Origin of the sequence: Alistipes sp. 56_sp_Nov_56_25, assembly GCF_001915285.1 — a bacterium.
Taxonomy (GTDB): domain Bacteria; phylum Bacteroidota; class Bacteroidia; order Bacteroidales; family Rikenellaceae; genus Alistipes; species Alistipes shahii.
In genome coordinates this window covers 25,691-50,416 of the sequence record NZ_MNQF01000007.1, presented here as the reverse complement: position 1 = coordinate 50,416, position 24,726 = coordinate 25,691, and the positions used below count along the sequence as shown (strand labels likewise).

23 protein-coding genes and 2 tRNA genes are annotated in these 24,726 nt (G+C 61.2%); 14 read left to right on the top strand and 11 right to left on the bottom strand.

The features are described 5' to 3' along the window. Positions 1-14: 14 nt before the first annotated feature. Both BHV64_RS04040 and uvrC read right to left on the bottom strand, forming a co-directional pair. A tRNA-Leu gene (locus BHV64_RS04040) sits at positions 15-98 on the bottom strand. A gap of 73 nt (positions 99-171) precedes the next feature. Beyond that, positions 172-1,995 (bottom strand): excinuclease ABC subunit UvrC, encoded by a 1,824-nt coding sequence (uvrC, locus tag BHV64_RS04035; RefSeq protein ID WP_022061265.1) that lies wholly within the window; start codon positions 1,993-1,995, stop codon positions 172-174. A 117-nt stretch (positions 1,996-2,112) separates the two neighbouring features. On the opposite strand from uvrC, the gene BHV64_RS04030 reads away from it, so the two are divergent. Beyond that, entirely contained in the window at positions 2,113-3,060 is a 948-nt protein-coding gene (locus BHV64_RS04030; protein WP_288115578.1) for a hypothetical protein, read from the top strand. 13 nt (positions 3,061-3,073) lie between these two features. Continuing rightward, on the top strand, positions 3,074-4,447 hold the full coding sequence (locus BHV64_RS04025) for a DUF5723 family protein (RefSeq protein ID WP_149885810.1): 1,374 nt from the start codon (positions 3,074-3,076) through the stop codon (positions 4,445-4,447). A 321-nt stretch (positions 4,448-4,768) separates the two neighbouring features. On the opposite strand, the gene BHV64_RS04020 is transcribed toward BHV64_RS04025, so the two are convergent. The 3 genes from BHV64_RS04020 to BHV64_RS04010 are packed head-to-tail and all read right to left on the bottom strand — an operon-like array spanning position 4,769 to position 6,879. Further along, the gene (locus tag BHV64_RS04020) at positions 4,769-5,617 is read right to left on the bottom strand and encodes a patatin-like phospholipase family protein (RefSeq protein WP_015548036.1); all 849 of its coding nucleotides are present in this window, start codon (positions 5,615-5,617) and stop codon (positions 4,769-4,771) included. Beyond that, the gene (locus BHV64_RS04015) at positions 5,614-6,342 is read right to left on the bottom strand and encodes a DUF169 domain-containing protein (protein ID WP_044054896.1); all 729 of its coding nucleotides are present in this window, start codon (positions 6,340-6,342) and stop codon (positions 5,614-5,616) included. Before BHV64_RS04015 ends, BHV64_RS04020 begins: the two co-directional genes overlap by 4 nt. 3 nt (positions 6,343-6,345) lie before the next feature. Continuing rightward, positions 6,346-6,879 carry a 5-formyltetrahydrofolate cyclo-ligase gene (locus tag BHV64_RS04010; protein WP_015548038.1) on the bottom strand — a complete coding sequence of 178 codons (534 nt, stop codon included), beginning with the start codon at positions 6,877-6,879 and terminating at the stop codon, positions 6,346-6,348. A gap of 132 nt (positions 6,880-7,011) precedes the next feature. Between BHV64_RS04010 and BHV64_RS04005 the strand changes: the two genes are divergently transcribed. The 10 genes from BHV64_RS04005 to BHV64_RS03960 all read left to right on the top strand — a co-directional run bounded on the left by BHV64_RS04005 (position 7,012) and on the right by BHV64_RS03960 (position 16,277). Further along, on the top strand, positions 7,012-7,707 hold the full coding sequence (locus BHV64_RS04005) for a succinate dehydrogenase cytochrome b subunit (RefSeq protein ID WP_217727680.1): 696 nt from the start codon (positions 7,012-7,014) through the stop codon (positions 7,705-7,707). A 36-nt stretch (positions 7,708-7,743) separates the two neighbouring features. Continuing rightward, a complete protein-coding gene (locus BHV64_RS04000) occupies positions 7,744-9,690 on the top strand; it encodes a fumarate reductase/succinate dehydrogenase flavoprotein subunit (protein ID WP_015548040.1) in 1,947 nt (648 codons plus the stop codon). A 38-nt stretch (positions 9,691-9,728) separates the two neighbouring features. Further along, a complete protein-coding gene (locus tag BHV64_RS03995) occupies positions 9,729-10,472 on the top strand; it encodes a succinate dehydrogenase/fumarate reductase iron-sulfur subunit (RefSeq protein WP_015548041.1) in 744 nt (247 codons plus the stop codon). 333 nt (positions 10,473-10,805) lie between these two features. Continuing rightward, the gene (locus BHV64_RS03990; protein WP_015548042.1) at positions 10,806-11,345 is read left to right on the top strand and encodes a PspC domain-containing protein; all 540 of its coding nucleotides are present in this window, start codon (positions 10,806-10,808) and stop codon (positions 11,343-11,345) included. A 4-nt stretch (positions 11,346-11,349) separates the two neighbouring features. Then, positions 11,350-11,559, top strand: a complete 210-nt coding sequence (locus BHV64_RS03985) for a PspC domain-containing protein (RefSeq protein ID WP_015548043.1) — start codon at positions 11,350-11,352, stop codon at positions 11,557-11,559. Positions 11,560-11,563: 4 nt separating this feature from the next. Beyond that, a complete protein-coding gene (locus tag BHV64_RS03980; protein ID WP_015548044.1) occupies positions 11,564-11,899 on the top strand; it encodes a PadR family transcriptional regulator in 336 nt (111 codons plus the stop codon). A gap of 21 nt (positions 11,900-11,920) precedes the next feature. Then, positions 11,921-12,715 carry a head GIN domain-containing protein gene (locus BHV64_RS03975; protein WP_217727679.1) on the top strand — a complete coding sequence of 265 codons (795 nt, stop codon included), beginning with the start codon at positions 11,921-11,923 and terminating at the stop codon, positions 12,713-12,715. 22 nt (positions 12,716-12,737) lie between these two features. Then, positions 12,738-14,087: a PspC domain-containing protein gene (locus BHV64_RS03970; RefSeq protein ID WP_217727678.1), complete on the top strand. Its 1,350-nt coding sequence runs from the start codon at positions 12,738-12,740 to the stop codon at positions 14,085-14,087. 138 nt (positions 14,088-14,225) lie between these two features. Then, positions 14,226-15,206 carry a 6-phosphofructokinase gene (gene pfkA / locus BHV64_RS03965; protein WP_015548047.1) on the top strand — a complete coding sequence of 327 codons (981 nt, stop codon included), beginning with the start codon at positions 14,226-14,228 and terminating at the stop codon, positions 15,204-15,206. Between the two features lie 69 nt (positions 15,207-15,275). Continuing rightward, the gene (locus BHV64_RS03960) at positions 15,276-16,277 is read left to right on the top strand and encodes an adenosine kinase (RefSeq protein WP_015548048.1); all 1,002 of its coding nucleotides are present in this window, start codon (positions 15,276-15,278) and stop codon (positions 16,275-16,277) included. Positions 16,278-16,472: 195 nt separating this feature from the next. Here BHV64_RS03960 and BHV64_RS03955 read toward each other — a convergent pair whose 3' ends face one another. Beyond that, on the bottom strand, positions 16,473-17,372 hold the full coding sequence (locus tag BHV64_RS03955) for a glycosyltransferase family 2 protein (protein ID WP_149887104.1): 900 nt from the start codon (positions 17,370-17,372) through the stop codon (positions 16,473-16,475). A 69-nt stretch (positions 17,373-17,441) separates the two neighbouring features. Between BHV64_RS03955 and BHV64_RS03950 the strand changes: the two genes are divergently transcribed. Beyond that, positions 17,442-19,487, top strand: coding sequence for a protein-disulfide reductase DsbD family protein (locus BHV64_RS03950; RefSeq protein ID WP_022061396.1), 2,046 nt, complete (start codon positions 17,442-17,444; stop codon positions 19,485-19,487). Positions 19,488-19,556: 69 nt separating this feature from the next. On the opposite strand, the gene BHV64_RS03945 is transcribed toward BHV64_RS03950, so the two are convergent. Next, positions 19,557-20,462 carry a PLP-dependent cysteine synthase family protein gene (locus BHV64_RS03945; protein ID WP_015548052.1) on the bottom strand — a complete coding sequence of 302 codons (906 nt, stop codon included), beginning with the start codon at positions 20,460-20,462 and terminating at the stop codon, positions 19,557-19,559. A gap of 144 nt (positions 20,463-20,606) precedes the next feature. Here BHV64_RS03945 and BHV64_RS03940 point away from each other — a divergent pair, with 144 nt between their 5' ends. Next, positions 20,607-22,058: a sulfatase family protein gene (locus BHV64_RS03940; RefSeq protein ID WP_229028868.1), complete on the top strand. Its 1,452-nt coding sequence runs from the start codon at positions 20,607-20,609 to the stop codon at positions 22,056-22,058. Positions 22,059-22,116: 58 nt separating this feature from the next. On the opposite strand, the gene BHV64_RS03935 is transcribed toward BHV64_RS03940, so the two are convergent. From BHV64_RS03935 to BHV64_RS03920, 4 genes are all read right to left on the bottom strand, one after another. Beyond that, entirely contained in the window at positions 22,117-22,281 is a 165-nt protein-coding gene (locus tag BHV64_RS03935) for a hypothetical protein (RefSeq protein ID WP_015548054.1), read from the bottom strand. 110 nt (positions 22,282-22,391) lie between these two features. After that, a tRNA-Met gene (locus tag BHV64_RS03930) sits at positions 22,392-22,467 on the bottom strand. A gap of 138 nt (positions 22,468-22,605) precedes the next feature. Beyond that, positions 22,606-24,387, bottom strand: a complete 1,782-nt coding sequence (locus BHV64_RS03925) for a (Fe-S)-binding protein (protein WP_118406899.1) — start codon at positions 24,385-24,387, stop codon at positions 22,606-22,608. 2 nt (positions 24,388-24,389) lie between these two features. Beyond that, the gene (locus BHV64_RS03920) at positions 24,390-24,725 is read right to left on the bottom strand and encodes a 4Fe-4S dicluster domain-containing protein (protein ID WP_015547654.1); all 336 of its coding nucleotides are present in this window, start codon (positions 24,723-24,725) and stop codon (positions 24,390-24,392) included. Between the last annotated feature and the right edge of the window lies 1 nt (position 24,726).

Sequence of the window (24,726 nt, the reverse complement as noted above, 5' to 3'; positions counted from 1 at the left end):
AGCGATTTTACTTGTACCCGGAGCCGGGGTCGAACCGGCACGACATTGCTGTCATTGGTGTTTGAGACCAACGCGTCTACCGATTCCGCCATCCGGGCATTTCCGCGAGCGTTACACGGCGAATCGGGTGGACAAAGATAGGTGATTTTCGTAACTTTTCAAAAAATACGGCTATTTTTCGAAAAAGGCCCTGATTTTTTTCGCCTTTGCCGCCCCGACCAGCGCCGAAAGTTCTTCGATGTTGGCCGCACGGACCTTTTCCACCGTGCGAAAATGGCGCAGCAGGGTCTGGACCGTCTTGTCTCCGACCCCCTCGATCTGCTCCAGTTCGCTGTGGATAAACGCCTTGCTGCGTTTCTGCCGGTGGAAGGAAACAGCGAAACGGTGCACCTCCTCCTGAATGTGCGCCAAAAAGTGGAACAGGGGCGAAGTGGGACGGATGCCGACCAGCACGGGCGGAAAGCCGCAGAGCAGTTCGGCGGTGCGGTGCCGGTCGTCCTTGGCCAGTCCGGCAATGGGGATGTCCAGCCCGAGCCGCTCCAGCACCTCGTGAATGACTCCCATCTGCCCCTTTCCGCCGTCGGCGATAATGAGGTCGGGCATTTCGGCCCCTTCAGCCATCAGCCGCGTATAACGCCGGAAGACGACCTCCCGCATCGAGGCGTAGTCGTCGGCCCCCGTCACGGTCTTGATGTTGAAATGGCGGTACTCCTTGCGGGAGGGTTTTCCATCCCGGAACACCACGCACGAAGCCACCGGATGAGCGCCCTGCAGGTTGGAGTTGTCGAAGCATTCGATGTGCCGCGGCTGTCTGTCGAGGCGCAGCTCCTTTTGAACGGCATTCATCAGCCGCTCGGTATACCGTTCGGGATTCTTGATTTCGAGGTTTTTCAACTGCTCGGCGCGGTAGATGCGGGCGCTCTTCCGCGAGAATTCCAGCAGTTCGAGTTTCTCCCCGCGCTTCGGGACCGTGAAAGTCACGCCTTCGAACAGCAGCGTCGTCGAGGGCAGCAGCGGCACGATCACCTCGCGGGAGAGTTCGCCCCCGGCGATGTTTTCGACGATGTGCTGGATGGCCAGCGTCAGCATGTCGCGCTCGTCGCCCCCGACGCCCGTCGAGAGTTTCACGGTCTGCACGCCCACGACCGAACCGTGGCGGATGCGCACGAAGTTGCACCAGGCCACGTCGTCGTCGGGCAGCAGCGAGAAAACGTCGACGTCGACGATCTTCGCGCTGACGATCACCGACCGTCCGGCATAGTTGTCCAGGGCGTCGAGCCGCTGTTTGTACCGCTGCGCCAGCTCGAATTTCAGCTCCCCGGCCGCACGCGCCATCTCCCCTTCGAGGTATTGGCGCACGGGACGCAGGTCGCCTTTCAGCACCGAAACGACCATGCCGACCAGCTGCGCATACTCCTCCTCGGACTGCCGCCCGACGCACGGGGCCTTGCAGTTGCCCAGGTGGTATTGCAGGCAGACCGTATATTTATCTTTGGCGATCAACTCCGGGGCGAGGTTGAGTTTGCAGGTCCGCAGGGGGATCACCTCGCGGATGAAGTCGAGCACGCTGCGTTGCATCATCACCGATCCGTAGGGGCCGAAATACTGCGACCCGTCGCGCGTCAGGATGCGCGTCGACTGCACGCGGGGAAAGTGCTCGCGCCGCACGACGATCCACGGATAGGTCTTGTCGTCCTTGAGCAGGATGTTGTAACGCGGCTGAAGGCTCTTGATCAGCGAGTTTTCCAGCAGCAGGGCGTCGGTCTCGCTCCCCACGACGATATGGCGGATCTCGACGATCTGCTTCACCAGCACACGCACCTTCGCGCTGTGCTCCTTCGACTGCACGAAGTACGAAGACACCCGCTTGCGCAGGCTCTTGGCCTTACCCACATAGATGATCGTCCCCGAGCGGTCCACGAACTGGTAGACGCCCGGCGACAGCGGCAGCAGGGCCACCTGCTCCTTGAGATCCGGTTTTTCCGTTTCAGCCATACGCCCTGCAAATTTAGCAAATATATTGCAAATCGGAAAGTCTATAAAAAGGTCGCATTTTTTTGTTTAATTCGTCCGAAAATCATATCTTTGCACATCGCTATTTCACTACACGCCATGCCTATAAGAAAACTTATCCTCCTGCTCCTGTCCGGCATGCTCTCCACCGCATGCGTGGACAAAGATTACGATCTGGGAAACATCGACACCGACAACATCGCCATCGGCGACGAAGGGTCGCAGTTCCGCATCCCGCTGGTCAAGGTGCTCGTCTCGAAGGACGAGATCAAAAACAACGGCGGCAACATCGAAGAGATCTTCCGCGAAGCCGACATCTGGTTTCCCTCCCAGCTGCCCGACGGCAAATTCGTCGACCTCGTCAAATTGCAGGACAAAGACGATCAGACGTATGTAAATACGCTGCTCCGAACGCTGCGCGAGGAGATGCAGGCCAGCGACGCCAAACTCGCATCGGTCGTCGATCTGGTTTGGGACAAATACGCCGCGGAATTTCTGTTGCTTCTCAACCTGACGGCTCCCGACGAGCAAACCTTCAAGACAGCATTCAAAACCGCCTACCGCAACGACGCATCGCTGCGCGAACGGCTCGCGGACGAAGTCAGCGCATTGGCCCGCACCTACCTGACCGGCTCGCTCGGAATAGACCAGCTCGAATACGAAGTCGGCCATATCGACATCAGCAGCGACATAGTGGACATGCTCGCCGACAACCTCGACCCCGAGGGCACGCCCAACGCCAGAAACACGCTGTTCCTCTACGGCCAGATCACCAGCGGGCTGCCCCTTTCGCTGCTCCTCGATCCGAGTTTTTCGCCCACGGAGATCACGTTCCAGGTCGGAGTCGGCGCAGACAAGGCATCGAACGACATTCCCCAAACGCAGCTTTTCGCCGAAGACCTGCGGCAGATCGTCGAGGGCATCACGATCCGGATTCCCGTGACGCTCACGGAATACTATCCCGGCAAAGGATTCAGCGACGACCGGTACCAGATCGTCATCAGCCTGAGCCTGCTCAAGAACGGAGGACTGAAACTCGACATCTAAACCGCACTCCATTATGAAAAAAATATACACCCTCATCGCGGCGGCGCTTCTGGCGACCGGCGCCGCAGCCCAGAACCCCACGGCCTATTTCATGGAGGGTTCGACCTTCCGCAGCCAGTTCAACCCGGCTTTCGCGCCGCTGCGCGGCTACGTCAACATCCCGGCCATCGGCGGCGTGAACATCAACGTGGGCGGCAACATCGCCGTGGACAACATCCTCTTCTCCCGCGACGGCAAGCTGGTGACGCTGCTCGACAGCTCCGTGTCGGCCGCCGACGCACTCTCGGGCCTCAAGCAGAACAACCTGCTGGGCATGGACTTCCGCATGAACGTCATCGGATTCGGCGCCTTTACCAAAAACCACAAGAATTTCTGGTCGTTCGACCTCAACGTGCGGGTCAACGAAGACGCCAACCTGCCCTACTCGCTCTTCGAATTCATCAAACTCGGCAAGGAGGGCCAGATCCGCAACTTCGGCACCTCGACGGACTCCTACCTCGAGGCGGCTTTCAGCTACTCGTTCCCGCTGATGGACGACCGCCTCTACATCGGCATCCGCGGTAAGTTCCTCGCCGGACTCGCCCGTGCGCTGGTCACCTACGACCGCTTCGACATCTCGCTCCGCGAAGACCGCTGGGCCGTTCTCACCCAGGGCACGCTGGACCTCACGGCCGCCGGGGCCAAAGTCGAAACGGACCCCGACAGCGAGACCTTCGAGATCGGCGATCTCGACTTCAAACCCACCAAACCCGCAGGATACGGCTTTGCCCTCGATCTGGGCGCCACGTACGACATCCTGCCCAACCTGCAAGCGTCGCTGGCCGTGACCGACCTGGGATTCATCAGCTGGAGCAAGAAAAACTCCGTCATGGGCGTCTCGACGCAGGAGACGGAATTCACGGGCGCCACGGTTCCGGAAAACGCCTCGGAGCCGGTTCCGGATTTCGACCTCGAAATGCTGAAATTCAACCAGGTCGACGGGCGCAGCACGACCAAGATGCTCCGCGCGTCGGTCAACGCCGGACTCGAATACGAAGTGTGGCGCCACAAAATCGGCATCGGCCTGCTCTACACGGCCCGCGTCTGGAAATACAAGACCATGCACAACATCACCGGATCGGTCAATTTCCACCCCGTGCGCTGGTTCACGGTGTCGGGAAGCTATTCGGTGATCGACAACCGCGGCGGAGCCGTCGGCCTGGCGCTGAACCTCTGCCCCAACTGGATCAATTTCTATCTGGCAACCGACGTGCTGACTTCGAAGCACACGCCGCAGTGGGTTCCCATCAAGCAGAGTTCGATGAACGTAACGCTCGGCCTGGGCATCCCCATCGGCAAGCGGAGCCACCGTATCGCGGCCTACGTCCGCGAAGGCGACAGACGCTGACCCCACCCCGCAAACAAGCAAATTCCCGGCTCGATGAGCCGGGAATTTGCTTTGCGAATGCGTCCCGCAGGCCGGACCGGGCACCCGGACAGGCGGCCGCAGCGCGAAAAAAAACGGATTTGCCACGCGAAAAAGGCCCGCCCCTTCGGAATTTTGGACGCACCCATATCACTTTCGGGCAAAGCGATTGCAAATCCGGAAACTTTCTCTATCTTTGCCCCGTAAGGAATCCGGAAATGTTTTCCGCCATCTCCTTCATCCTCGAATACATTGCGACGGCCCTAAAATCTGTGTGAAGTTGCGTCACTACTTTTGAATTCTTCAAAAACGGGCCGTCGCAATCTTTTCTTCGCTTTCAGCAAAAACCATACCGTTTTCACCGTCGGTTTCCAGCCGCTCCAGTGCCGCGCGCGTCGCCGCACGCCCCGCCTCGAGAATCTCCTCCGAACGGTAGAACTCGAACATGCCGTAGCTGTCGGCGGGCAGCCCGACCATGATGTCGGGTTTGTACAGACGGCACATCAGCTGCGTGATGCGCTGCTGCATGATCTGCGACGAAGCGATCAGCACCTTGTAATAATTCAGCGACGCATTGGCCCGGCGGACGGAATCGGCCCCGAACCGGGCGCTGACGTCCACGGCGACCAGCAGGTCGCCCTCCTCGCGCCGCACGCGGTTCAGCGGCAGCGGGTTGACCGTGCCGCCGTCGACCAGCACCCGGCCGTCGCGGTGCACGGGCCTGAAAACCGAAGGAATCGAGATCGAAGCCCTGATGGCGTCGTACAATCCCCCGCTGTCGAGCACCACTTCGTCGCCCGTCAGCAGGTCGGCCGCCACGGCGGCGAAAGGCACGGGCATCCGCTCGATCTGCACGTCGGGGACCAACTCCTTCATCGCCTCCATCACCCGGTCTCCCTTGACCAGCCCTTCGGTGCTCAACGCGAAATCGACCAGGCTGAAAACCTTGTATTTATCGAGTGCGCGCATCCACTCCTTGAACGGTTCGAGGTACCCCGAGGCATACACGCCCCCGACCAGCGCACCCATCGAGGTCCCCGCCACGGCGCTGATCTCGAATCCCTGCCTCTCCAACTCTTCGATGGCCCCGATATGGGCCACACCCCGTGCGCCGCCGCCTGCCAGCACCAGCGCCACTCTTCTCTTTTTCATATATTCCCTCCATTAATGCGGACCCGGACCTTGTTCCACGCATGGGTCCCGAAAAGACAACTTGCACGCATCGTGCCGCACATCTCGCGCAAACGCGACATCGGCGCGACGAACCCCAGCTCCGAGGCGTCGACCCACGGACGCACCGAAGGGTCGAACAACGCCAGGAAGACGCTGCGTCCGCCCCGGCGGTTCTCCCGCACGGCCTGCGTCACGACGGCGCTGCATCCCGACCCGAAGGGCACGCACACGGCATCGTCGGCATTGTTGTCGTAAACGGCCCACGACACCAGTCCCGACAATATGTCGGGCGTGGCGAAAAACAGCGCCCCGTCGGCCGTACCGAAAGCCTCCGCGGCCTGCGGCGTATCAATGCGCGCAAAATTGAGCCACGCACCGGAGGCCTCCGGCACGCCGAGCCGCCCGATGAACTCCAGCACCATTTCGGGTGTCTGCTTGTAGTGCTCCTTCTGCGACACGAAGGCCGGCACGAAGGGCGGCATCGGTGCAAAGCCGGTGTAGAACTTCCCGCCCCCGCAGCCGATATTGGCGGCATTGAGGCTCACCGCCGACCCCTCGCGGGCTTCGGCCAGCGCCTTGAAAAAACATCCTTCGACTTTGGGCACGGCACGCACCGGCCCGTCCGAATACCAGAACAGCAGCGGCAGTCCCGCGGCGGGTCCGAACGCCTCGCCATAGGCGGAGGCAAACTCTTTCGCATCCATCATTCAATCCGTTATTATGTAATCCATCGCCACGTCGTGCGGCTCCGCAGGCAGCTCCCCGACCAGTTGGTGGGCAAAGCACACGCCGACTTTCACGGCGTGCACGTCCGGCCGGGAGAGGTATTTGTCGTAGTAACCCCGGCCGCGGCCGCAACGGGCGCCCGCGGCGGTGAACGCCGTGCCGGGAACGATCACGAGGTCGATCTCCGACGGGTCGCACGTCTGCGCCTCGGGTCCCGGCTCGGCGATGCCGAAAGCCCCCGGACGCAGCGTCTGCGGGTCGTATTCGCAGAATCGCATCACATCCCCTTCGACGCGCGGAACCACGATGCGTTTCACGGCGCTCCACCGCGCCAGCGTCTCCGCCGTGTCCGGCTCGTCGGGAAGCGAGCAGAAAACACCCACCGTCCGGGCCGCGCCGAAAGCCTCCAGCCGCCCGGCCCGGCCGAATATCCGGCGCGAGGCTTCGGCGCGCTCCGCAGCGTCCATTCCGAGGTTCCGCCGGCGCATCGCGGCGCGCAGTTCTTTTTTGGTCATAAAACCCTCCTTTCAGGCATAAAATTCCCGTCCGTTTCTATTGTTATTCCGCAAACAATGGCTATCTTTGCGTGCGTAAAATAAAAGCGCCGGAACACAAATCATTAACAAATATAACAAATTAAAATCATTATGAGCTGTTTTCTATCTAATTCCTCGCTTGGCAAGAAGTTAGTAATGAGCGTGACGGGCATGTTCCTCGTGCTCTTCATCCTCTTCCACATGTCGATGAACATCGCGGCGATCATCTCGCCCGAAGCGTACAACATGATTTGCGAACTGCTGGGCGCAAACTGGTACGCGCTGGCAGGAACGGCCGTTCTGGCGCTGGGCGTCTTCGTCCACTTCTTCTACGCCGTCATCCTCACGCTGAACAACTACAAGGCACGCGGTTCGCAGCGTTACGCCGTGACGGTGCAGGAGCCGGGCGTGGCATGGGCTTCGAAAAACATGCTCGTACTGGGCTTCATCATCCTGGGCGGACTCCTGATCCACCTGTTCAACTTCTGGTCGAAGATGCAGCTCGTGGAGATTCTGGGCGGGCACGAGAACTCGCTGGGACTCGACCCCGCGGACGGAGCTTCGCTGATCGCCTACACCTTCTCGCAGTGGTACTACGTGGTGATCTACCTCGTATGGTTCGCCGCCCTGTGGTTCCACCTCACGCACGGCGTATGGTCGATGTTCCAGACCGTGGGCTGGGCCAACGACACGTGGTATCCCCGCCTGAAGTGCATCGCCAACATCGTGGCCACGATCATATTCCTCGGATTCGCCGCCGTGGTGCTCGTCTACTTCTTCTGCCCCTGCATCGCAGGCGCATGCTAATCACCCCCTTTGTAGAATAATAAACACACAAACGATATGGCTTTAAAATTAGATGCTAAAATTCCTGCCGGTGCTCTGGCCGAAAAGTGGAGCAACCATAAGACAGCTATCAAGGTCGTAAGCCCCGCCAACAAGCGCAAGCTCGACATCATCATCGTCGGTACGGGTCTGGGAGGTGCCTCCGCAGCCGCTTCGCTCGGCGAACTGGGCTACAACGTCAAGGTATTCTGCATTCAGGATTCGCCCCGCCGCGCCCACTCGATCGCGGCCCAGGGCGGTATCAACGCAGCGAAGAACTACCAGAACGACAACGACTCGGTATACCGCCTGTTCTACGACACGATCAAGGGCGGCGACTACCGCGCCCGCGAGGCCAACGTCTACCGTCTGGCCGAGGTCTCGAACCTGATCATCGACCAGTGCGTGGGCCAGGGCGTCCCCTTCGCCCGCGAGTACGGCGGCCTGCTGGCCAACCGTTCGTTCGGCGGCGCGCAGGTATCGCGTACGTTCTACGCCCGCGGCCAGACGGGCCAGCAGCTTCTGCTGGGCGCCTACGCGGCCCTCAACAAGGAGATTGCGGCCGGTTCGGTGAAGAGCTACCCGCGCCACGAGATGCTGGACATCGTCATCGAGGACGGCGAGGCAAAGGGCATCATCGCCCGCAACCTCGTGACGGGCGAGATCGAGCGCCACGGCGCCCACGCCGTCGTGATCGCCACGGGCGGCTACGGCAACGTCTTCTTCCTGTCGACCAACGCCATGGCGTCGAACGGCTCGGCCGCATTCCAGTGCTACCGCAAGGGCGCCGGCTTCGCCAACCCCTGCTTCACGCAGATCCACCCCACCTGCATCCCCGTTCACGGCGACCAGCAGTCGAAGCTGACGCTGATGTCCGAGTCGCTGCGTAACGACGGCCGTATCTGGGTTCCCAAGAAACTCGAGGACGTGAAGGCCATCCGCGCCGGCAAGCTCAAACCCTCGCAGATCGCCGAGGAGGACCGCGACTACTATCTGGAACGCCGCTACCCGGCCTTCGGCAACCTCGTGCCGCGCGACGTGGCTTCGCGCGCCGCCAAGGAGCGTTGCGACGCAGGCTACGGCGTGAACGAGACCGGTCTGGCCGTATACCTCGACTTCAAGACCGCCATCGAGCGTCTGGGCAAGGACATTATCAAGCAGCGTTACGGCAACCTCTTCGACATGTACGAGGAGATCACCGACGTCAGCCCCTACGAGCAGCCGATGCAGATTTTCCCCGCCGTGCACTACACGATGGGCGGCATCTGGGTCGACTACAACCTGATGACCACCATCCCGGGTCTCTACGCCATCGGCGAGGCCAACTTCTCGGACCACGGCGCCAACCGCCTCGGCGCATCGGCCCTGATGCAGGGTCTTGCCGACGGTTACTTCGTGCTGCCCTACACCATCGGCGACTACCTCTCGCACAAGATCCAGGCCCCGAAGGTGAAGACCGACACCAAGGCCTTCGACGAGGCCGAGAAGGGCGTCAAGGAGAAGATCGCGAAACTTCTCGCGATCAACGGCAAGCAGTCGGTGGACGACATCCACAAGAAGCTGGGCCACATCATGTGGGAGAACGTCGGCATGGCCCGTACGAAAGAGTCCCTCGAAAAGGCCATCACCGAGATTCAGGCCCTGCGCAAGGAGTTCTGGAAGGACGTGAAGGTCGTAGGCAAGGAGAACGACTTCAACGTCGAACTTGAAAAGGCGCTGCGTCTGGCCGACTTCCTGGAGCTGGGCGAGCTGATGGCCCGCGACGCCCTCAACCGCGAGGAGTCGTGCGGCGGCCACTTCCGCACGGAACACCAGACCGAGGAGGGCGAAGCCAAGCGCGACGACGAGAACTTCGTATACGCCGCCGTATGGGAGTACAAGGGCATGGACCAGGCTCCGGAACTCACCAAGGAGCCGCTGAACTTCGAGTTCGTGCACCCCGCACAGCGCAACTACAAAGATTAAGGCCATTTGACGTTGAACTTTAATATCGAATCGAAACCATGAATTTTACATTAAAGATATGGCGTCAAAAGGACGCTAAATCCAAAGGCGCTTTCGAGAGCTACAAGGTGGAGAACATTTCGGCCGACACCTCGTTCCTCGAAATGCTCGACATCCTGAACAACAATCTCATCCACGAGGGCAAGGAGCCGGTGGCCTTCGACCACGACTGCCGCGAGGGTATCTGCGGCATGTGCTCGCTGCACATCGACGGACAGGCCCACGGTCCCAGCCAGGGCGCCACGACCTGCCAGATCTACATGCGCAAGTTCAAGGACGGCGCGACGATCACCATCGAGCCGTGGCGCTCGGCAGCGTTCCCCGTCATCAAGGACCTCGTGGTGAACCGTTCGGCTTACGACCAGATTCTGCAGGCCGGAGGCTTCATCTCGGTGCGCACGAACTCGGTGCCCGACGCCAACGCCATTCCGATCTCGCAGGCCGACGCCGAGGAGTCGATGGACGCCGCCGCCTGCATCGGCTGCGGAGCCTGCGCCGCGACGTGCAAGAACGGTTCGGCCATGCTCTTCGTCGCCGCCCGCGTGTCGTCGCTCGCCAAACTGCCCCAGGGCCGTGTCGAGGGTGCGCGCCGCGCCAAGGCGATGGTCGCCAAGATGGACGAACTGGGCTTCGGCAACTGCACCAACACGGGAGCCTGCCAGGCCGAGTGCCCCAAGCAGATTTCCATTGCGCATATCGCCCGTCTGAACCGCGAGTTCCTCTCGGCGAAGTTCGAGGACTAACGACTGTCGCAGCAGCGATAACGACCAGGGCCGGAGCGTTGCTCCGGCCCTTTTTATGCCGGGCGATATGCGCGTCGCGCATCCAGACAGACAATCCCTCCCGGCCTCCCTTTGAAAGGGGGGGGGAGAAGAGACCCCGCCGAACCGCGAGTTCCTCTCCGGCGCATACCCCCCCCCGAACCCCAAATTGCCGCCGTTCTAAATATAGGTATGAAAAATAATTTCAAAAAATGAGGTACTCTGTATTACATAATACTAAAATTCGTATTATATTTGCATTGTAATAATAGTAAAACCCGCAAAACATCAAACCGCGACAATACTTTTACGACCATGAAAGAGACTGTAAACGTAAACATCGGCTCCGTGGCATTCATCCTCGACGAGGACGCCTACCGGGTACTGGGCAGCTATTTCGACGACATCCGGCGGCGCCTGCCGGAGGGTGACGCCGAAACGATGGGCGACATCGAGGCCCGTGTGGCGGAGATATTCCGCGAGCGGGTCGCCTCGCCCATGCGGGTCATTACGCTCGACGTCGTCCGTGCGACGATGGCCCAGATGGGCAGTCCGGCCGATTTCGGCGAACCCCGCGGCGCGGAGCGGTCCGAGTCCGCCGAGGGAGGGACCGGAACCGAATCCGCCGAACAGCCGCCCCTGCGCAAACTCTACCGCTCGCGCACCGAGCGTTCGATCGCCGGCATCTGCGGGGGTCTCGCCGCGTACTTCGACTCCGACCCGACGCTGATCCGGCTGCTGATGCTCCTGCTGATCCTTTTCGGCGGACTTTCGATCTGGGCCTACATCATCCTCTGGATCGTCATTCCCGAGGAGCCGGCCCGAAAATTCAATATCAACAGCAAAAACCGATAAAATCATGGCAACGAACGAAAACAGACGGTTATTCCGTTCCCAAGACAGCATTATCGCAGGCGTCTGTGCCGGCCTGGCCGAATTCTTCGGACTCGATACATCACTGGTACGCATCGCAACCCTGCTCCTGATCTTCTTCGGAGGTCTCTCGCTCTGGGTTTACATCATCCTCTGGCTGATCGTTCCCAAAGCCCCCAAAAGGTTAAACGCATAGCACCATGGCTGAAGACAACGTAAAGGCGCAAATGCGCAAAGGAATTCTGGAGTACTGCATCCTCGCCATTCTCTCCCGCGAGGACTCGTATGCTCCGAAGATCATCGCCGAACTCAAGCAGGCCGAGATGATCGTAGTCGAGGGTACGCTCTACCCGATCCTCACCCGGCAGAAAAATGCCGGACTGCTGACCTACCGCTGGGAGGAATCCCCGCAGGGTCCGCCCCGCAAGTACTACACGCTCACGGACAAAGGCCGCGAATACCTCGCAACGCTCGACGAAGCCTGGGATGAACTCGTCGGACAGATCCAACTCATCCGCCACGGAAAAAACAATTAAGCCCCCCAAAAAAATAAAACCATGAAAAAACTCCTGCTGATAGCCGTCCTGATCGCAGCCTGCCTCTCCGCAACCGCTTATGTCGCCTGCGTCGCAGCGCCCCTGCTGGGCAAAAACATCAAGGGCAGCGGCAAGATCGTCGCCAAAACCGTTCCGGCGCCCGATTTCGACGGCATCGAAGCCTCGCGCGCCGTGAAAGTCGTCATCTCGGACAAGGTGTCGGACATCCGCATCGAAGCCGACGACAACCTGATCGACCTGGTGGTGGTCCGGGCCGTCAAGGGCAAACTCGAAGCCACCCTCGATCAAAAGGTGAACAACATCCAGAACGGCAACGTCACGATCACCGTCCCGGCCAACGGGAAAATCCGCTCGCTCGACGCTTCGAGCGCCTCGAAGATCATCGGCGAGACGACGCTCAAAGCCGGCAAATTCAGCATAGAGGCTTCGAGCGCCGCCAAGATCAAAGCCGCGGTGGAAGCCGTCTCCTGCACCATCGAAACATCGAGCGCCTCGAAGGTCGAGGCCTCGATTGAGGCCGAAAGCTGTTCGCTCGACGCATCGAGCGCATCGAAAATCATCCTCGAAGGTTCCGCCGGGACGTTCAGGGCCGACATGAGTTCGGCATCGAAACTCAACGCCGAAAAATTCTCGGCCGTCAACGCCACGATCGACACGTCGAGCGCCGCCAGCGCTTCGATCGATTGCAGCGGAAAACTCACCGCCAGCGCATCGAGCGGCTCGTCGGTCCGCTACTCGGGCGACTGCCGGACTTCGCTGGAAAAGTCGAGCGGCGGCAGCATCCGCAAACTCTGAATTCCGAAACGACGCGACAACCATGAAAGAGGTTAAAAAATGCAGCATCTCGGGCGTGGCGTTCACGATGGACGCCGACGCTTACGAGGCCCTCGAAACCTATCTCGAAAGCCTCAAGACAACCTATAAGGACACGGCCGACGGCGCGGAGATCGTCGCCGACATCGAAGCCCGCATCGCGGAACTGATCCTCTCGGCGCAGGATAACACCCGCATCGTGGAGAAACCGCTGATCCTGAACATCATCCGGCAGATGGGCTCGGCCGAGGACATCTCCCGGGAGAGCGTCGACCGCGACCTGCACTGCGACACGCCGCGCATCCCCCGCCGGCTCTACCGCGACACGGAAAACGCCAAGCTGGGCGGCGTCTGCGCCGGAATCGGCAAATATTTCGACATCGACCCCGTGTGGGTGCGCCTCGGGCTGTTTCTGCCCCTGCTGTTCACCTGCTTCGGGTGGATTCCCTTCCTGCACTGGTTCAGCCCGATGTTCGGCAACCTGTTCGGCATCTTCCTGATCTGCTATTTCATCATGTGGTTCGCCGTTCCGGCGGCCCGTTCGGCGCGGCAGAAACTCGAAATGAACGGCGAGAAAATCACCGCGCAATCCATCGGCGAGGTCACCGCGGCCACCGCCACGACCTGCGCCGAACCCGACGCCAAGGCCAAACCGATCGTCGCCGAAGTCGTATCGGTCTTCGGCAAGGTGGTGCTGATCCTGCTGAAAATCATCGCCGGGTTCATCGTCTTCGGACTCATCATGGCGGCCTGCGCCCTGATCATCGGCATGTTCGCCCTGATCGTCGGCGGAGAGGGTTTCTTCACGCCCGCCGTCTTCGGCAACACGGTGTCGATCTGGATCGCGAGTCTGGGCATCCTGGCCACGCTCATCCCCATCATCCTGCTGATCTACGTGCTGATGTGCCTGATCGCCTCGCGCAAACCCGGCGGCAAGACCGTGCTGGCCATCTTCCTGCTGTGGCTGGCCTCGATCATCGCCGTATCGTGCGTGGCCATCCGCGAGAACGTGGGCGACAAGTTCCGGACGAAACGCAGGGTTCTCGAACAGGTGTTCCAGAGCGAAATCGTCATCGACGGCGACACCACCACCCTCGAACGCCTGCTGGAAGATTACGACGACGAAAGCGTGATCGAGGAGGGCCGCAAGACGCTCCACATCTCCGTGCCCTCGAAATCCATCGACATCACCGTCGACAAGAAGCAGGGCGAACTGCGGGTCAACGCCGACGGCCGGAAGGTCTCGGTCAAAGCCTCCGAGACCGGCGACGAAGCCTCGGTGACGATCCGCCGGGAAACCGACGCCGCCGACAGCGCAAAAACGACCCGCGGCAGCGCCGCCCGGTCCCGGTAAGCGAAGCCGGAAATCATTCGCGTTAAAATAAAAAGTTCACGGAAATACGGGCGGCATCCTTTTTGGGCCGCCCGTATTTTTGAAATTTTTGAAATATTTTCGTACCTTTGAACGGTTTTGTTTTTAACAAATGAGAGTATGGCCGGAATCAAGAGCATAGGCATTCTGACATCGGGCGGCGACGCGCCGGGCATGAATGCGGCAATCCGCGCGGTGACGCGCAGCGCAATCTACAACGGATTTACCGTAAAAGGAATCATGCGCGGATTCAAAGGTTTGGTATTCAACGAGATCGTTGAATTCAAATCGCAGAGCGTGAGCAACATCATCCAGCTGGGCGGCACGATTCTGAAAACCGCCCGCAGCGAGGAGTTCAAGACCGTGGAAGGCCGCAAGGCGGCTTACGACAACATGGTGGCCGCGGGCATCGACGCTCTGGTGGTGATCGGCGGCGACGGATCGCTGACCGGCGCGGGACTTTTCGCCGAGGAATACAACGTGCCGATCGTGGGGCTTCCCGGAACGATCGACAACGACCTCGGAGGCACGGACTCGACGATCGGCTACGACACGGCGCTGAATACGATCATGGAGTCGGTCGACAAACTGCGCGACACGGCGTCGAGCCACGAACGCCTCTTTTTCGTCGAGGTGATGGGCCACACGGCGGGTTACCTGGCGCTCAACAGCGCCATCGCGACGGGTTCCGAGGCGGCGATCATCCCGGAGATGGAGACCGAGGTCGACCAGCTTGCGGAACTGATCAACCACGGGTTCCGCAAGAGCAAGAACTCGGCGATCGTGATCGTCGCGGAGAATCCCAAGACGGGCGGCGCCACGGCGCTGGCCGAACGTGTGAAGAAGGAGTTCCCGCAGTACGACGCGCGGGTGACGATTCTGGGCCATATCCAGCGCGGCGGCTCGCCGACGGCCGTGGACCGCATCCTCGCCTCGCGCATGGGCGAAGCGGCCATCGAGGCGATCCTCGACGGACAGCGCAACGTGATGATCGGCACGATGAACGGCAAGATCGTCTACGTGCCCTTCGCCAAGGCCATCAAACACGACAAAGGCATCGACCGCGGAGCGCTGGAACTGGTGAAAATCCTGTCGATTTAGACGGCTCCGCCTGCCCGCCGCGAACGGCCGCAATGCAAACGAATTCAACAAAAACCCGAACATAAGCGAATGAAACGCGTAATTGGCATCGGCAACGCCCTGACCGACATGCTGGTCAACCTGAAAACCGACTCCGTGCTGGGGAGGTTCAAATTAGCCAAAGGCTCGATGAGCCTCGTGGACACCCGGCTCCAGACCGAAATTTCGAAATCGGTGGCCGGACTCCCCTATTCCCTCTCGCTCGGAGGATCGGCCGGCAACACCATCCGCGCCATGGCGCAACTGGGTTGCAGCGTCGGGTTCATCGGCAAGGTGGGCCCCGACACCACGGGCGACTTCTTCGTGCAGGCGCTGGACAACCTCGGCATCGAGCCGATCATTTTCCGGGGCAGGGAGCGTTCGGGCAAATGCGTGTCGCTGATCTCCGCCGACGGCGAGCGCACGATGGTCACCCACCTCGGCGCGGCGCTCGAACTCTCGGCCGGAGAGATCGAGCCGTCGATTTTCGAGGGGTACGACTGCCTCTACGTCGAAGGTTATCTGGTGCAGAACCACGACCTGATCCTCAAGGCCGCCCGTACGGCCAAGAAGTGCGGCCTGAAGGTCGCCATCGACCTGGCCAGCTTCAACATCGTGGCCGAGAACCTCGAATTCCTGCGCGGGCTGGTGAGCGAGCACGTCGACATCGTTTTCGCCAACGAGGACGAGGCCAAGACCTTCACCTGCGAGGCCGAGCCGCTGAACGCCCTCCAGGCCATTTCGCAGATGTGCGAACTGGCCGTCGTGAAGATCGGCACGAAAGGCGCGCTGATCAAACAGGGCGAGGAGGTCGTACACGTGGGCATCATGGCCGCGGCCAAGCGCGTGGACACCACGGGAGCGGGCGATTTCTACGCCGCCGGATTCCTGGCGGGGCTTTGCGACGGACTTTCGCTGCGCCAGTGCGGCACGATCGGCGCCATCACCGCCGGCAAGGTGATCGAAGTCGTCGGCACGACCTTCGGCGAGGAGGCCTGGGCCGACATCCACCGGCTGGTGAACAAGGTCAAAAACGAAAAGTACCTGTTTTAAATACAAAGGGCTGAACAAATGTTCAGCCCTTTGTATTTAAAACAGCAGCGCATACCGGAATCACAACCAATTTTCTTCCGGAGAATTCGCTGTCGCCCGGCGTTCTTACGGCGTTCTGCCGTATTTACAATTCGGCCCCACCCCAAATCCCTCCCTCGGGAGGGGCTTATCGCATGCGACCAAAGCCTGCAACTCCTAATTTTTAATTTTCGTAAACAGCCCCCGGCTGATTTCCAGACGCATGCGCAGCAGCCACCGCGATTTGCGGGGCGGCATCGTGCAGCAGAGCACGAGCGTCGCCGCCCATTTGGCGATCTCCAGCACGAAGGTCTTCGGCAGCCGGCGGTGGATTTCGGCCCGCAGCCGCTGGCTCACCCCGACGTTGTAGCTCAACCGCCGAAAATAAGCCCCGGTGAGTTTCGCCGGCGGAATGATGTGCCACATCACCGCCCCCGGCACATACCAGATCGTCTCGCCGCCGAGCAGGAGACGTTCGAAAAAGTCGTTCTCCTCGCCGCCGATCAACTCGCCGTTCACGCGCCCCAGCGTCGGATCGAACCCCCCGTAACTGGCCAGCCCCGCACGGCGGAAAGCCATATTGCCGCCCCCGGGAACGCGTCCCGCCGGGAACGGACGCACCCGCTCTCCGAAATCCATCGGATTGGCGATCGGCATTTCGACGTATTTCGACATCCACGCCGGACGTCCCGCGGGGTATTCGGCGACGATGCGCCCCCCGGCCACGACGGCCCCGGGACGGGTTTCGAAGAATTCGAGATAGGCGCGCAGAAACCCCTCGTTGACCCGTTCGTCGTCGTCGATGAAGGCCACCAGCGGCGCCTGCGCCTCCCGCAGTCCGCGGTTGCGGGCGTACGACACCCCCGGTCCCTCCTCCGCGACGAGCCGCAGGCCGCACCCGGGATGCGCCGCGGCAAAGGCCGCGAAACGCGCCTCGGTGTCGTCCGTGGAGTTGTTGCTCACCACCACGCACTCCCACTCGTCGCGCGGAAGATCCTGCCGCACGACGGATTCGAGCGCCGCAACGAGTTGTGCGGCACGGTTGTGGGTGGGAATGACGAGCGAGATTCGAATCATCGTGCGAATGTAGCAATTTATCCGTAAAAAACCCGTATATTTGTCCGAAATATAAAAAGCGACACGACTATGTACAAACTGATTCGCACCCTCCTGCCGGTCCTTGCCGCAATGATCGCCACGACCGTCTCGGCGCAGAGCGTCAGCTGGAAAAGCTCGGTGCAGCACCTCGACGGCCAGACCTACCGGATCGTGCTGGAAGCATCCATTCCGGCTCCCTGGCACATGTACGACATGGGACCCTACGAGGGCGGGCCCAACGCCACGACGATCACCTTCACCCCGGGCGAAGGCGCCGTCCTCGAAGGAGGCGTCGAGCAGCTGACCCGTCCCGAACGCCACTACGACAAAACGTTCGGAATGGAGATCGGAACCTTCGCCCGAAAGGCGCAGTTCGCCCAGAGCGTGAAACTCACGGCCCCGCAGGCGACCGTCAAAGCGGAACTCGCATGGATGATCTGCAACGATACGAGCTGCCTGCCGCCCGACGACACGGAACTGACGATCACCCTGCCCGCAGGTGCGACGCCCGCCGTGCAGCCCGCGGAAACTCCGGCCAAGGAGAGCGCCGCGGCACCGGAAACCGTCCCTGCGGCCGAAATCGCTCCCGCACAGAAGGACGCCGCAGGCGGCGGCTCGCTGTGGGGGCTGATCATCGAAGCCATTCTGTGGGGCTTCGCCGCCCTCCTGACCCCCTGCGTCTTCCCGATGGTCCCGATGACCGTCTCGTTCTTTATGAAAGGCTCCGGAAGCCCCGCGCTGGGCCGCATCCGCGCCGGCATGTACGGGTTCTTCATCGTGGCCCTCTACACGCTGCCCATCGCGGCGATCATCCTGATCACCCGCCTGGTGGGCGGCGACGCCGTGACGGCCGACATCTTCAACTGGCTGGCCACGCACTGGCTCCCGAACATCCTCTTCTTCCTGGTGTTCATGGTCTTCGCCGCATCGTTCTTCGGCGCGTTCGAGATCACGATGCCCTCGTGGATGGTCAATAAAACCGACTCCAAAGCCGACTCCAAAGGCCTTGCCGGCATCTTCTTCATGGCCCTGACGCTCGTGCTGGTGTCGTTCTCGTGCACCGGACCCATCGTCGGCTCGGTGCTGATCAAATCCACCGCCGGAGAGTTCTGGAGTCCGATCGTGACGATGCTGGCCTTCTCCGTCGCCTTCGCGCTGCCGTTCACCCTCTTCGCCTTCTTCCCCTCGATGCTCAAGAAGCTGCCCAAGAGCGGCGGATGGCTCAATTCGGTGAAGGTCGTGCTGGGATTCATCGAAGTCGCGCTGGGCATGAAGTTCCTCTCGGTGGCCGACCAGACCTACCACTGGGGACTGCTCGACCGGGAGATCTACCTCGCCGTGTGGATCGTGACCTTCTCGCTGCTGGGTCTCTACCTGCTGGGCAAAATCAAGTTCGCCCACGACAGCGACATGCCCTACCTCGGCGTAGGACGCCTGGCGCTGGCCATCGTCACCTTCTCGCTGGTCGTCTACCTCGTCCCCGGCATGTGGGGCGCCCCGCTCAAAGGTCTTTCGGGCTACCTGCCGCCCCTGCACACGCAGGACTTCGTCATCGGACAACAGGACGGCTCCGGACCGGCCCCGGCAGGCGGCGAGGCGCGCATGCTGCTGACCGTCGACGGACAGAAACCCAAACACAGCGACTTCCTCCACCTGCCGCACAACCTCGAAGGATTCTTCGATCTCAAGGAGGCCGAGGCATACGCCGCCAAGGTCGGCAAGCCGCTCTTCATCGACTTCACGGGCCACGGATGCGTCAACTGCCGCGAAATGGAGGCCCGCGTATGGTCCGACCCGCAGGTGCTGGACATCCTGCGCAACGACTACGTGATCGTGGCGCTCTACTCCGACGACAAGAAAGTGCTTCCCGAGAGCGAATGGGTGACCACCGATGCGGGCAAGGTGCTCAAGAGCCTCGGCAAAATCAACTCCTACTACGCGCTGAAGACCTTCGGGGTCAACGCCCAGCCCTACTACGTGTTGCAGGGGCGCGGCGGGAAGGAGTTGGTTCCGCCCCGCGGCTACGACCTCGACGTGCAGGGATTCGTCGATTTCCTCCGCAGCGGCGTCGAAGCCTACGACAGGCAGAAATAGGGATTCCCTCCCCGAAAAAAGCCTGCGGCCGAAACGGCCGCAGGCTTTTTCAGTATTCCGGACGGAGGATCAGTCCGAGAACTCGTCGAACATCGTCGTGCTCAAGTACTTCTCGGCCCGGTCGGGGAAAACCACGACGATATTGCCCCGCTCGATCTTCTGCGCCGTACGCACCGCCGCCAGCATCGCCGCGCCGCTCGACATGCCGGCGAAGATCGCCTCCCTGCGGATGATTTCCCGGGCCATGGAGATCGCCTCCTCGCTCTCGATCATCTCCTGCACGTCGATCTGCGACGGATCGTAGATGTCGGGCACGATGGCCTCCTCCATGTTCTTGAGCCCCTGAATGTAGTGGCCGCGGATCGGCTGTGCGCAGACGACCTTGATGTCGGGCTTCATCACCTTGAGGAAACGCGAAAGACCCATCAGCGTCCCCGAAGTCCCGATCGCGCAGACGAGGTAGTCGATGTTGCCGCCGGTCTGCTGCCAGATCTCCAGCGCCGTCGACTGGTAGTGGGCCAGGTAGTTGCTGGCGTTGGCGAACTGGTCGGGCATGAAATACCTGCCGGGAGCGTCGGCGACTTTTTTCCGCGCCAGGCGGATCGCCCCGTCGGTCCCCTCCTCGGCGGGCGTCAGAATCACCTTCGCACCGTAGGAGCGGATGATCTTCCGCCGTTCGATCGACACCGCTTCGCTCATCACGATCTCCACGGGATAGCCCTTGACGATCCCCACGATGGCCAGCCCGATGCCCGTGTTGCCCGATGTGGGTTCGATGATCGTCTTGCCGGGCGTCAGCCGTCCGTCCCGCTCGGCGGCCTCGATCATCCGCAGCGCAATGCGGTCCTTGATGCTTCCCGTAGGATTGAAGCCTTCGAGTTTGGCGAATATTTTCACGTTCGGATTGGGGCACAGCCGGTTGATCCGCACCATCGGGGTCGTGCCGATGGTCCCCAGAATATTCTTTTTAACCATAAATCACCGCTCATTAAACCGCGTAAAGATAATCATTTTCCGGAAAAAAGATTAATTTTGTGAAATGTCATGTCCGTCTCGTGAAGACAAACGGGTCCCGGCCTCACGAAACGGCATCCCCGGACAAGGACCCACCCTACCCGAATGAACCCATCGAGATTCAGGCCGGCCGCCGGCATGGCGCTGCTGACCTTCGCCGGAATTCCTGCGGCACAGCACGCCGACGCACACCCGAAACGCCCCGGACAACAGCCGCCGAACATCGTGCTCATCCACCTCGACGACATGGGCTACGGCGACCTGACCGCAACGGGGGCCACCGGATACCGGACACCCAACATCGACCGGCTCTGCGCCGAAGGCATGCGCTTCACCAATTATTACAGCGCCCAGGCTGTCAGCAGCGCTTCGCGCGCCGGGCTTCTGACGGGATGCTACCCCAACCGCATCGGATTCGCCGGGGCGCTCGGTCCGAAATCGAAAACAGGACTCAACCCCGACGAGGAGACCATGGCCGAAAACCTGAAGAAAGCCGGCTACGCAACCGCCATCGTCGGCAAATGGCACGTGGGATGCCGCCCGGGGCTTATGCCCCTCGACCACGGTTTCGACGAATACTTCGGGCTGCCCTACTCCAACGACATGTGGCCCCACCATCCGCAGACGTCGTCCTATCCGCCGCTGCCGCTGTACGAAGGGCGCAAGGTCGTCAACCCGTCGGTCTCGGCCGCAGACCAGGCGCAGCTCACCACCCGGTACACGGAACATGCCGTCGACTTCATCACACGCAGGTCCGAAGGCCCGTTCTTCCTCTACCTGGCCCACTCCATGCCGCACGTGCCGCTCTTCGTCTCGGACAAGTTCAAGGGCAAAAGCGAGCAGGGACTGTACGGCGACGTGATGATGGAGATCGACTGGAGCGTGGGCGAAGTGCTCAAGGCGCTGGAAAAGAGCGGCGCGGCCTCCAATACGATCGTCGTGCTCACTTCGGACAACGGGCCGTGGATCAACTACGGCGACCACGCCGGCTCGACGGGCGGTCTTCGCGAAGGCAAGGGAACCACCTTCGAAGGCGGGCAGCGCGTGCCGTGCATCGTGTGGTGGCCGGGGACGACACCCGCCGGAACGATCTGCAACCAGCTGGCCTCGTCCATCGACCTGCTGCCGACCTTCGCGGAGATCGCGGGCACGCCGCTCCCGGCGAAGCAAATCGACGGCGTAAGCATCCGCAGCCTGTTCGAGGGCGTGCCGGACGCCACGCCGCGCACGTCGTTCCTGTTCTACTACCGAAAAAACAGCCTGGAAGCCGTGCGCGACGGACGCTACAAACTCGTGTTCGCCCATCCGGGCCGCAGTTACGAAGCATTCCCGCCCGGCAACGGCGGACGCCCGGGCAAGGTGGCCGAAGGGCACGAATTCCCGCTGGCGCTCTACGACATGCGCCGCGACCCCGGCGAACGCTACGACGTTCAGAACCAGCATCCCGAAGTGGTCGAGGAGCTGATGCGGATTGCCGATGCAGCGCGCGAGGACCTGGGCGACGACCTGCGGGGAATGCCCGGCAGGAACAGGCGTCCGGCAGGCAGGGCCGAATAAACGACGAAGGGCAGGTCCGCCCGGACCCGCCCCTTGCCTTTGCGGCGCGGGAAACGGACTATTTACGCTCCTTCCCGGTTTCGGCGAAAGCCGATTTCACTTCATGCTCTTTCTGCTGACGGGCTTTGGGCGTCGGAGCCTTGCCCTCTTTAACCAAACGATTGATGTTACGCTCGAAATTCTGCTCGCAAGGTTCGCAGGCGGTGTCTTTGTTCTCTTTCATGGCTTTGGAAATTTTATGGTATCGACTCCTGCTGCAAATAGCGCGCCGTTTGCCCGACCATTCATTCCGGCAAACAAAAAAAACGGACAACTCCGTAGAATTGTCCGCTTTGGTAGCGGGAGGAGGACTCGAACCTCCGACCTTCGGGTTATGAGCCCGACGAGCTGCCAACTGCTCCATCCCGCGATATATCTTTAGACCGATGATCTATCGCTTTTGCGTGTGCAAAGATAAGACAAATTTTCCATTCCGGCAAATTAATTTCAGCGAAAAAACTCCTTCACACACCCTGCACGCTGTTTGTCAACCGGTTAGAGGATCGAATCATTTTATAGCTGCAACCACGATCTCCGCCAGATCGCGCACCTCGCTCTTCGTGCCGCGGCCGATGGCCTTTTTGCAGAGCGGGCAGGCGGTGACGATCACCTCGGCCCCCGTGGCGTCGAGCTGCGCGGCGACCGACCGGGCGATCTGCACCTGCTGGCCGTCGGAGATGGCCGTATTGGCCACCGAAGAGCCGCAGCAGAGGGCGTTCTCGCGCGTCGAGGCGGGTTCGAGCAATTCGCCCACGGCTTCGATCACCGCACGCGGCTCGTCGTAGATGCCGCTGCCGCGCCCCAGTTCGCAGGGGTCGTGGTAGGTGAAGCGCATCGCGCCATGCTCCAGCGAAAGGCGGCCCGCACGAATCAGCCGCAGGATATATTCCGAATGGTGCAGGATCTCGATACCCGGCAGGTCGTAATCCTCGCGGAAGACCTTGAGGCAGATCGGGCACGACGTGACGAGCGTCGTGATGCCGTGCTTACGGAACAGGTCGGCATTGTATTTCATCATCTTGCGCGCCGAATCGGTCTCGCCGGCCAGTTTGAGCGGCCGGCCGCAGCAGACGCCGCCTTCGCGGTCGGCCCACCAGACCTCCTCGCCCGCGGCCTCGAAGATCGCCGACATCGCCGACATCGTGCGCGGCGTCAGCAGGGTCATGCAGCCCGCAAAATAGCCCACCTTGCCCGCACCTTCGGAGCGGTCGAGACCCTTGAAATAGCCGTAGCGGCGTTCGTCGGGCACGTTGTGCATCTTGTCGCGCGAGTTGACGCGGAGCGTGTTGAGATCAATGCCGACGGGGCATTTCTCGGCACAGCGGCCGCACATCAGGCAGTTGTCGGCCGTCTGGAGGCGCAGCATGTTGTAACGGCGGTCGCGCAGGAAGTAGACCGACTGCACGTCGTCGACGCCCAGCACGCTCTGCAACTGGCAGGGGTCGATGCAGATGCCGCAGCGCGAGCAGGCCTCGACCTGGAAATTATCGTAGGAAGACTCCTTTTCGCCCGAGCGCAGGTTGTAACGGCGCAGGAAGATGAGGGGTATCTCCGTGAAAATATGCATGTAACGCGAGAACGGCAGCGCCACGAAGAACACGCCGAGGCACGAGGAATAGAACCACCACGCCGCGGTTTCGAGATTCATCAGCGGCATCACGCCGATATGCCCGGACATCCACTCCCCGAGGCTCCCGGTGAGGAATCCCCCGCCGCCGTAAAGCGCGCACGTGGCGCTTTCGGCCACCAGACGCGCCGGGAACACGAACCACAGCGCCGACAAGGCCACCCGGTCGCCCGGGACGTGCTTCGTCGTGCGCCGCATGCCCATCGCCCGGGAATAGAGACGCTTGCCCCAGGCCAGCGCCACGCCCGAGAGGACGAACAGCAGCAGGAGGTCCATCGTGAAATCGAAGAACGGCTTATGCTCCAGCCCCGTGGCGAAATACTTGAAAAAGACGTGTCCCTGCAACGGCACGTAGCGGAAGCCCAGATAGGCGATCGTCTCGGCCCACCCCACGGCGATCAGCAGGAACCAGCCGAAAGCCAGCGACATGTGCATGTACCCCAGCAGGGGGTTGACCCGGAAGATGCGGCGGTGGAGCAGCGACTCGCTCACCACCTCCCACGCCGCCCCGAAGGTGCGGCGCGTCGGCAGTCCGAACAGAATCCGTTTCTTGTCGGCGCGGGGCAGGCGGTAGAGCCACGTCCCCCACTTCCAGGCCAGGACGGCGAACATCACCGCAGCGCCGATGATGAACGGCAGACAGAATGGCGCGTAGAAAGTCATCGTCAGAAATCCCCCAGTTTACGTTTGATAAGCATCACCACGCCGCGCGTATTGATGCCGCGCGGGCACACCAGCCGGCATTTGCCGCACAGCATGCACTTGTTCATCTCCTCGTAGGCCCCCTGGTATTCGCCGCGGCGCACCAGCGTGTGGACCTTGCGGAAATTGAACTCCGTGAGGTTGCCCGCCGTGCAGACCGCCGTGCAGGCCCCGCAGCCGATGCAGGTCTGCAACTCGGGCATCTCGCGCAGGATCTCGTCGCTCTTGCGCAGGTTGTTGCGGTCGATGTCGATGGCCCGGGGCTTCGAAATGGTGTATCCGAAATTGATCGCCGCCATT

What these genes read in the sequence shown, in the direction of transcription:
- uvrC (WP_022061265.1), bottom strand. Translation starts at nt 1,995, where the DNA reads ATGGCTGAAACGGAAAAACCGGATCTCAAGGAGCAGGTGGCCCTGCTG.
- BHV64_RS04030 (WP_288115578.1), top strand. Translation starts at nt 2,113, where the DNA reads ATGCCTATAAGAAAACTTATCCTCCTGCTCCTGTCCGGCATGCTCTCC.
- BHV64_RS04025 (WP_149885810.1), top strand. Translation starts at nt 3,074, where the DNA reads ATGAAAAAAATATACACCCTCATCGCGGCGGCGCTTCTGGCGACCGGC.
- BHV64_RS04020 (WP_015548036.1), bottom strand. Translation starts at nt 5,617, where the DNA reads ATGAAAAAGAGAAGAGTGGCGCTGGTGCTGGCAGGCGGCGGCGCACGG.
- BHV64_RS04015 (WP_044054896.1), bottom strand. Translation starts at nt 6,342, where the DNA reads ATGGATGCGAAAGAGTTTGCCTCCGCCTATGGCGAGGCGTTCGGACCC.
- BHV64_RS04010 (WP_015548038.1), bottom strand. Translation starts at nt 6,879, where the DNA reads ATGACCAAAAAAGAACTGCGCGCCGCGATGCGCCGGCGGAACCTCGGA.
- BHV64_RS04005 (WP_217727680.1), top strand. Translation starts at nt 7,012, where the DNA reads ATGAGCTGTTTTCTATCTAATTCCTCGCTTGGCAAGAAGTTAGTAATG.
- BHV64_RS04000 (WP_015548040.1), top strand. Translation starts at nt 7,744, where the DNA reads ATGGCTTTAAAATTAGATGCTAAAATTCCTGCCGGTGCTCTGGCCGAA.
- BHV64_RS03995 (WP_015548041.1), top strand. Translation starts at nt 9,729, where the DNA reads ATGAATTTTACATTAAAGATATGGCGTCAAAAGGACGCTAAATCCAAA.
- BHV64_RS03990 (WP_015548042.1), top strand. Translation starts at nt 10,806, where the DNA reads ATGAAAGAGACTGTAAACGTAAACATCGGCTCCGTGGCATTCATCCTC.
- BHV64_RS03985 (WP_015548043.1), top strand. Translation starts at nt 11,350, where the DNA reads ATGGCAACGAACGAAAACAGACGGTTATTCCGTTCCCAAGACAGCATT.
- BHV64_RS03980 (WP_015548044.1), top strand. Translation starts at nt 11,564, where the DNA reads ATGGCTGAAGACAACGTAAAGGCGCAAATGCGCAAAGGAATTCTGGAG.
- BHV64_RS03975 (WP_217727679.1), top strand. Translation starts at nt 11,921, where the DNA reads ATGAAAAAACTCCTGCTGATAGCCGTCCTGATCGCAGCCTGCCTCTCC.
- BHV64_RS03970 (WP_217727678.1), top strand. Translation starts at nt 12,738, where the DNA reads ATGAAAGAGGTTAAAAAATGCAGCATCTCGGGCGTGGCGTTCACGATG.
- pfkA (WP_015548047.1), top strand. Translation starts at nt 14,226, where the DNA reads ATGGCCGGAATCAAGAGCATAGGCATTCTGACATCGGGCGGCGACGCG.
- BHV64_RS03960 (WP_015548048.1), top strand. Translation starts at nt 15,276, where the DNA reads ATGAAACGCGTAATTGGCATCGGCAACGCCCTGACCGACATGCTGGTC.
- BHV64_RS03955 (WP_149887104.1), bottom strand. Translation starts at nt 17,372, where the DNA reads ATGATTCGAATCTCGCTCGTCATTCCCACCCACAACCGTGCCGCACAA.
- BHV64_RS03950 (WP_022061396.1), top strand. Translation starts at nt 17,442, where the DNA reads ATGTACAAACTGATTCGCACCCTCCTGCCGGTCCTTGCCGCAATGATC.
- BHV64_RS03945 (WP_015548052.1), bottom strand. Translation starts at nt 20,462, where the DNA reads ATGGTTAAAAAGAATATTCTGGGGACCATCGGCACGACCCCGATGGTG.
- BHV64_RS03940 (WP_229028868.1), top strand. Translation starts at nt 20,607, where the DNA reads ATGAACCCATCGAGATTCAGGCCGGCCGCCGGCATGGCGCTGCTGACC.
- BHV64_RS03935 (WP_015548054.1), bottom strand. Translation starts at nt 22,281, where the DNA reads ATGAAAGAGAACAAAGACACCGCCTGCGAACCTTGCGAGCAGAATTTC.
- BHV64_RS03925 (WP_118406899.1), bottom strand. Translation starts at nt 24,387, where the DNA reads ATGACTTTCTACGCGCCATTCTGTCTGCCGTTCATCATCGGCGCTGCG.
- BHV64_RS03920 (WP_015547654.1), bottom strand. Translation starts at nt 24,725, where the DNA reads ATGGCGGCGATCAATTTCGGATACACCATTTCGAAGCCCCGGGCCATC.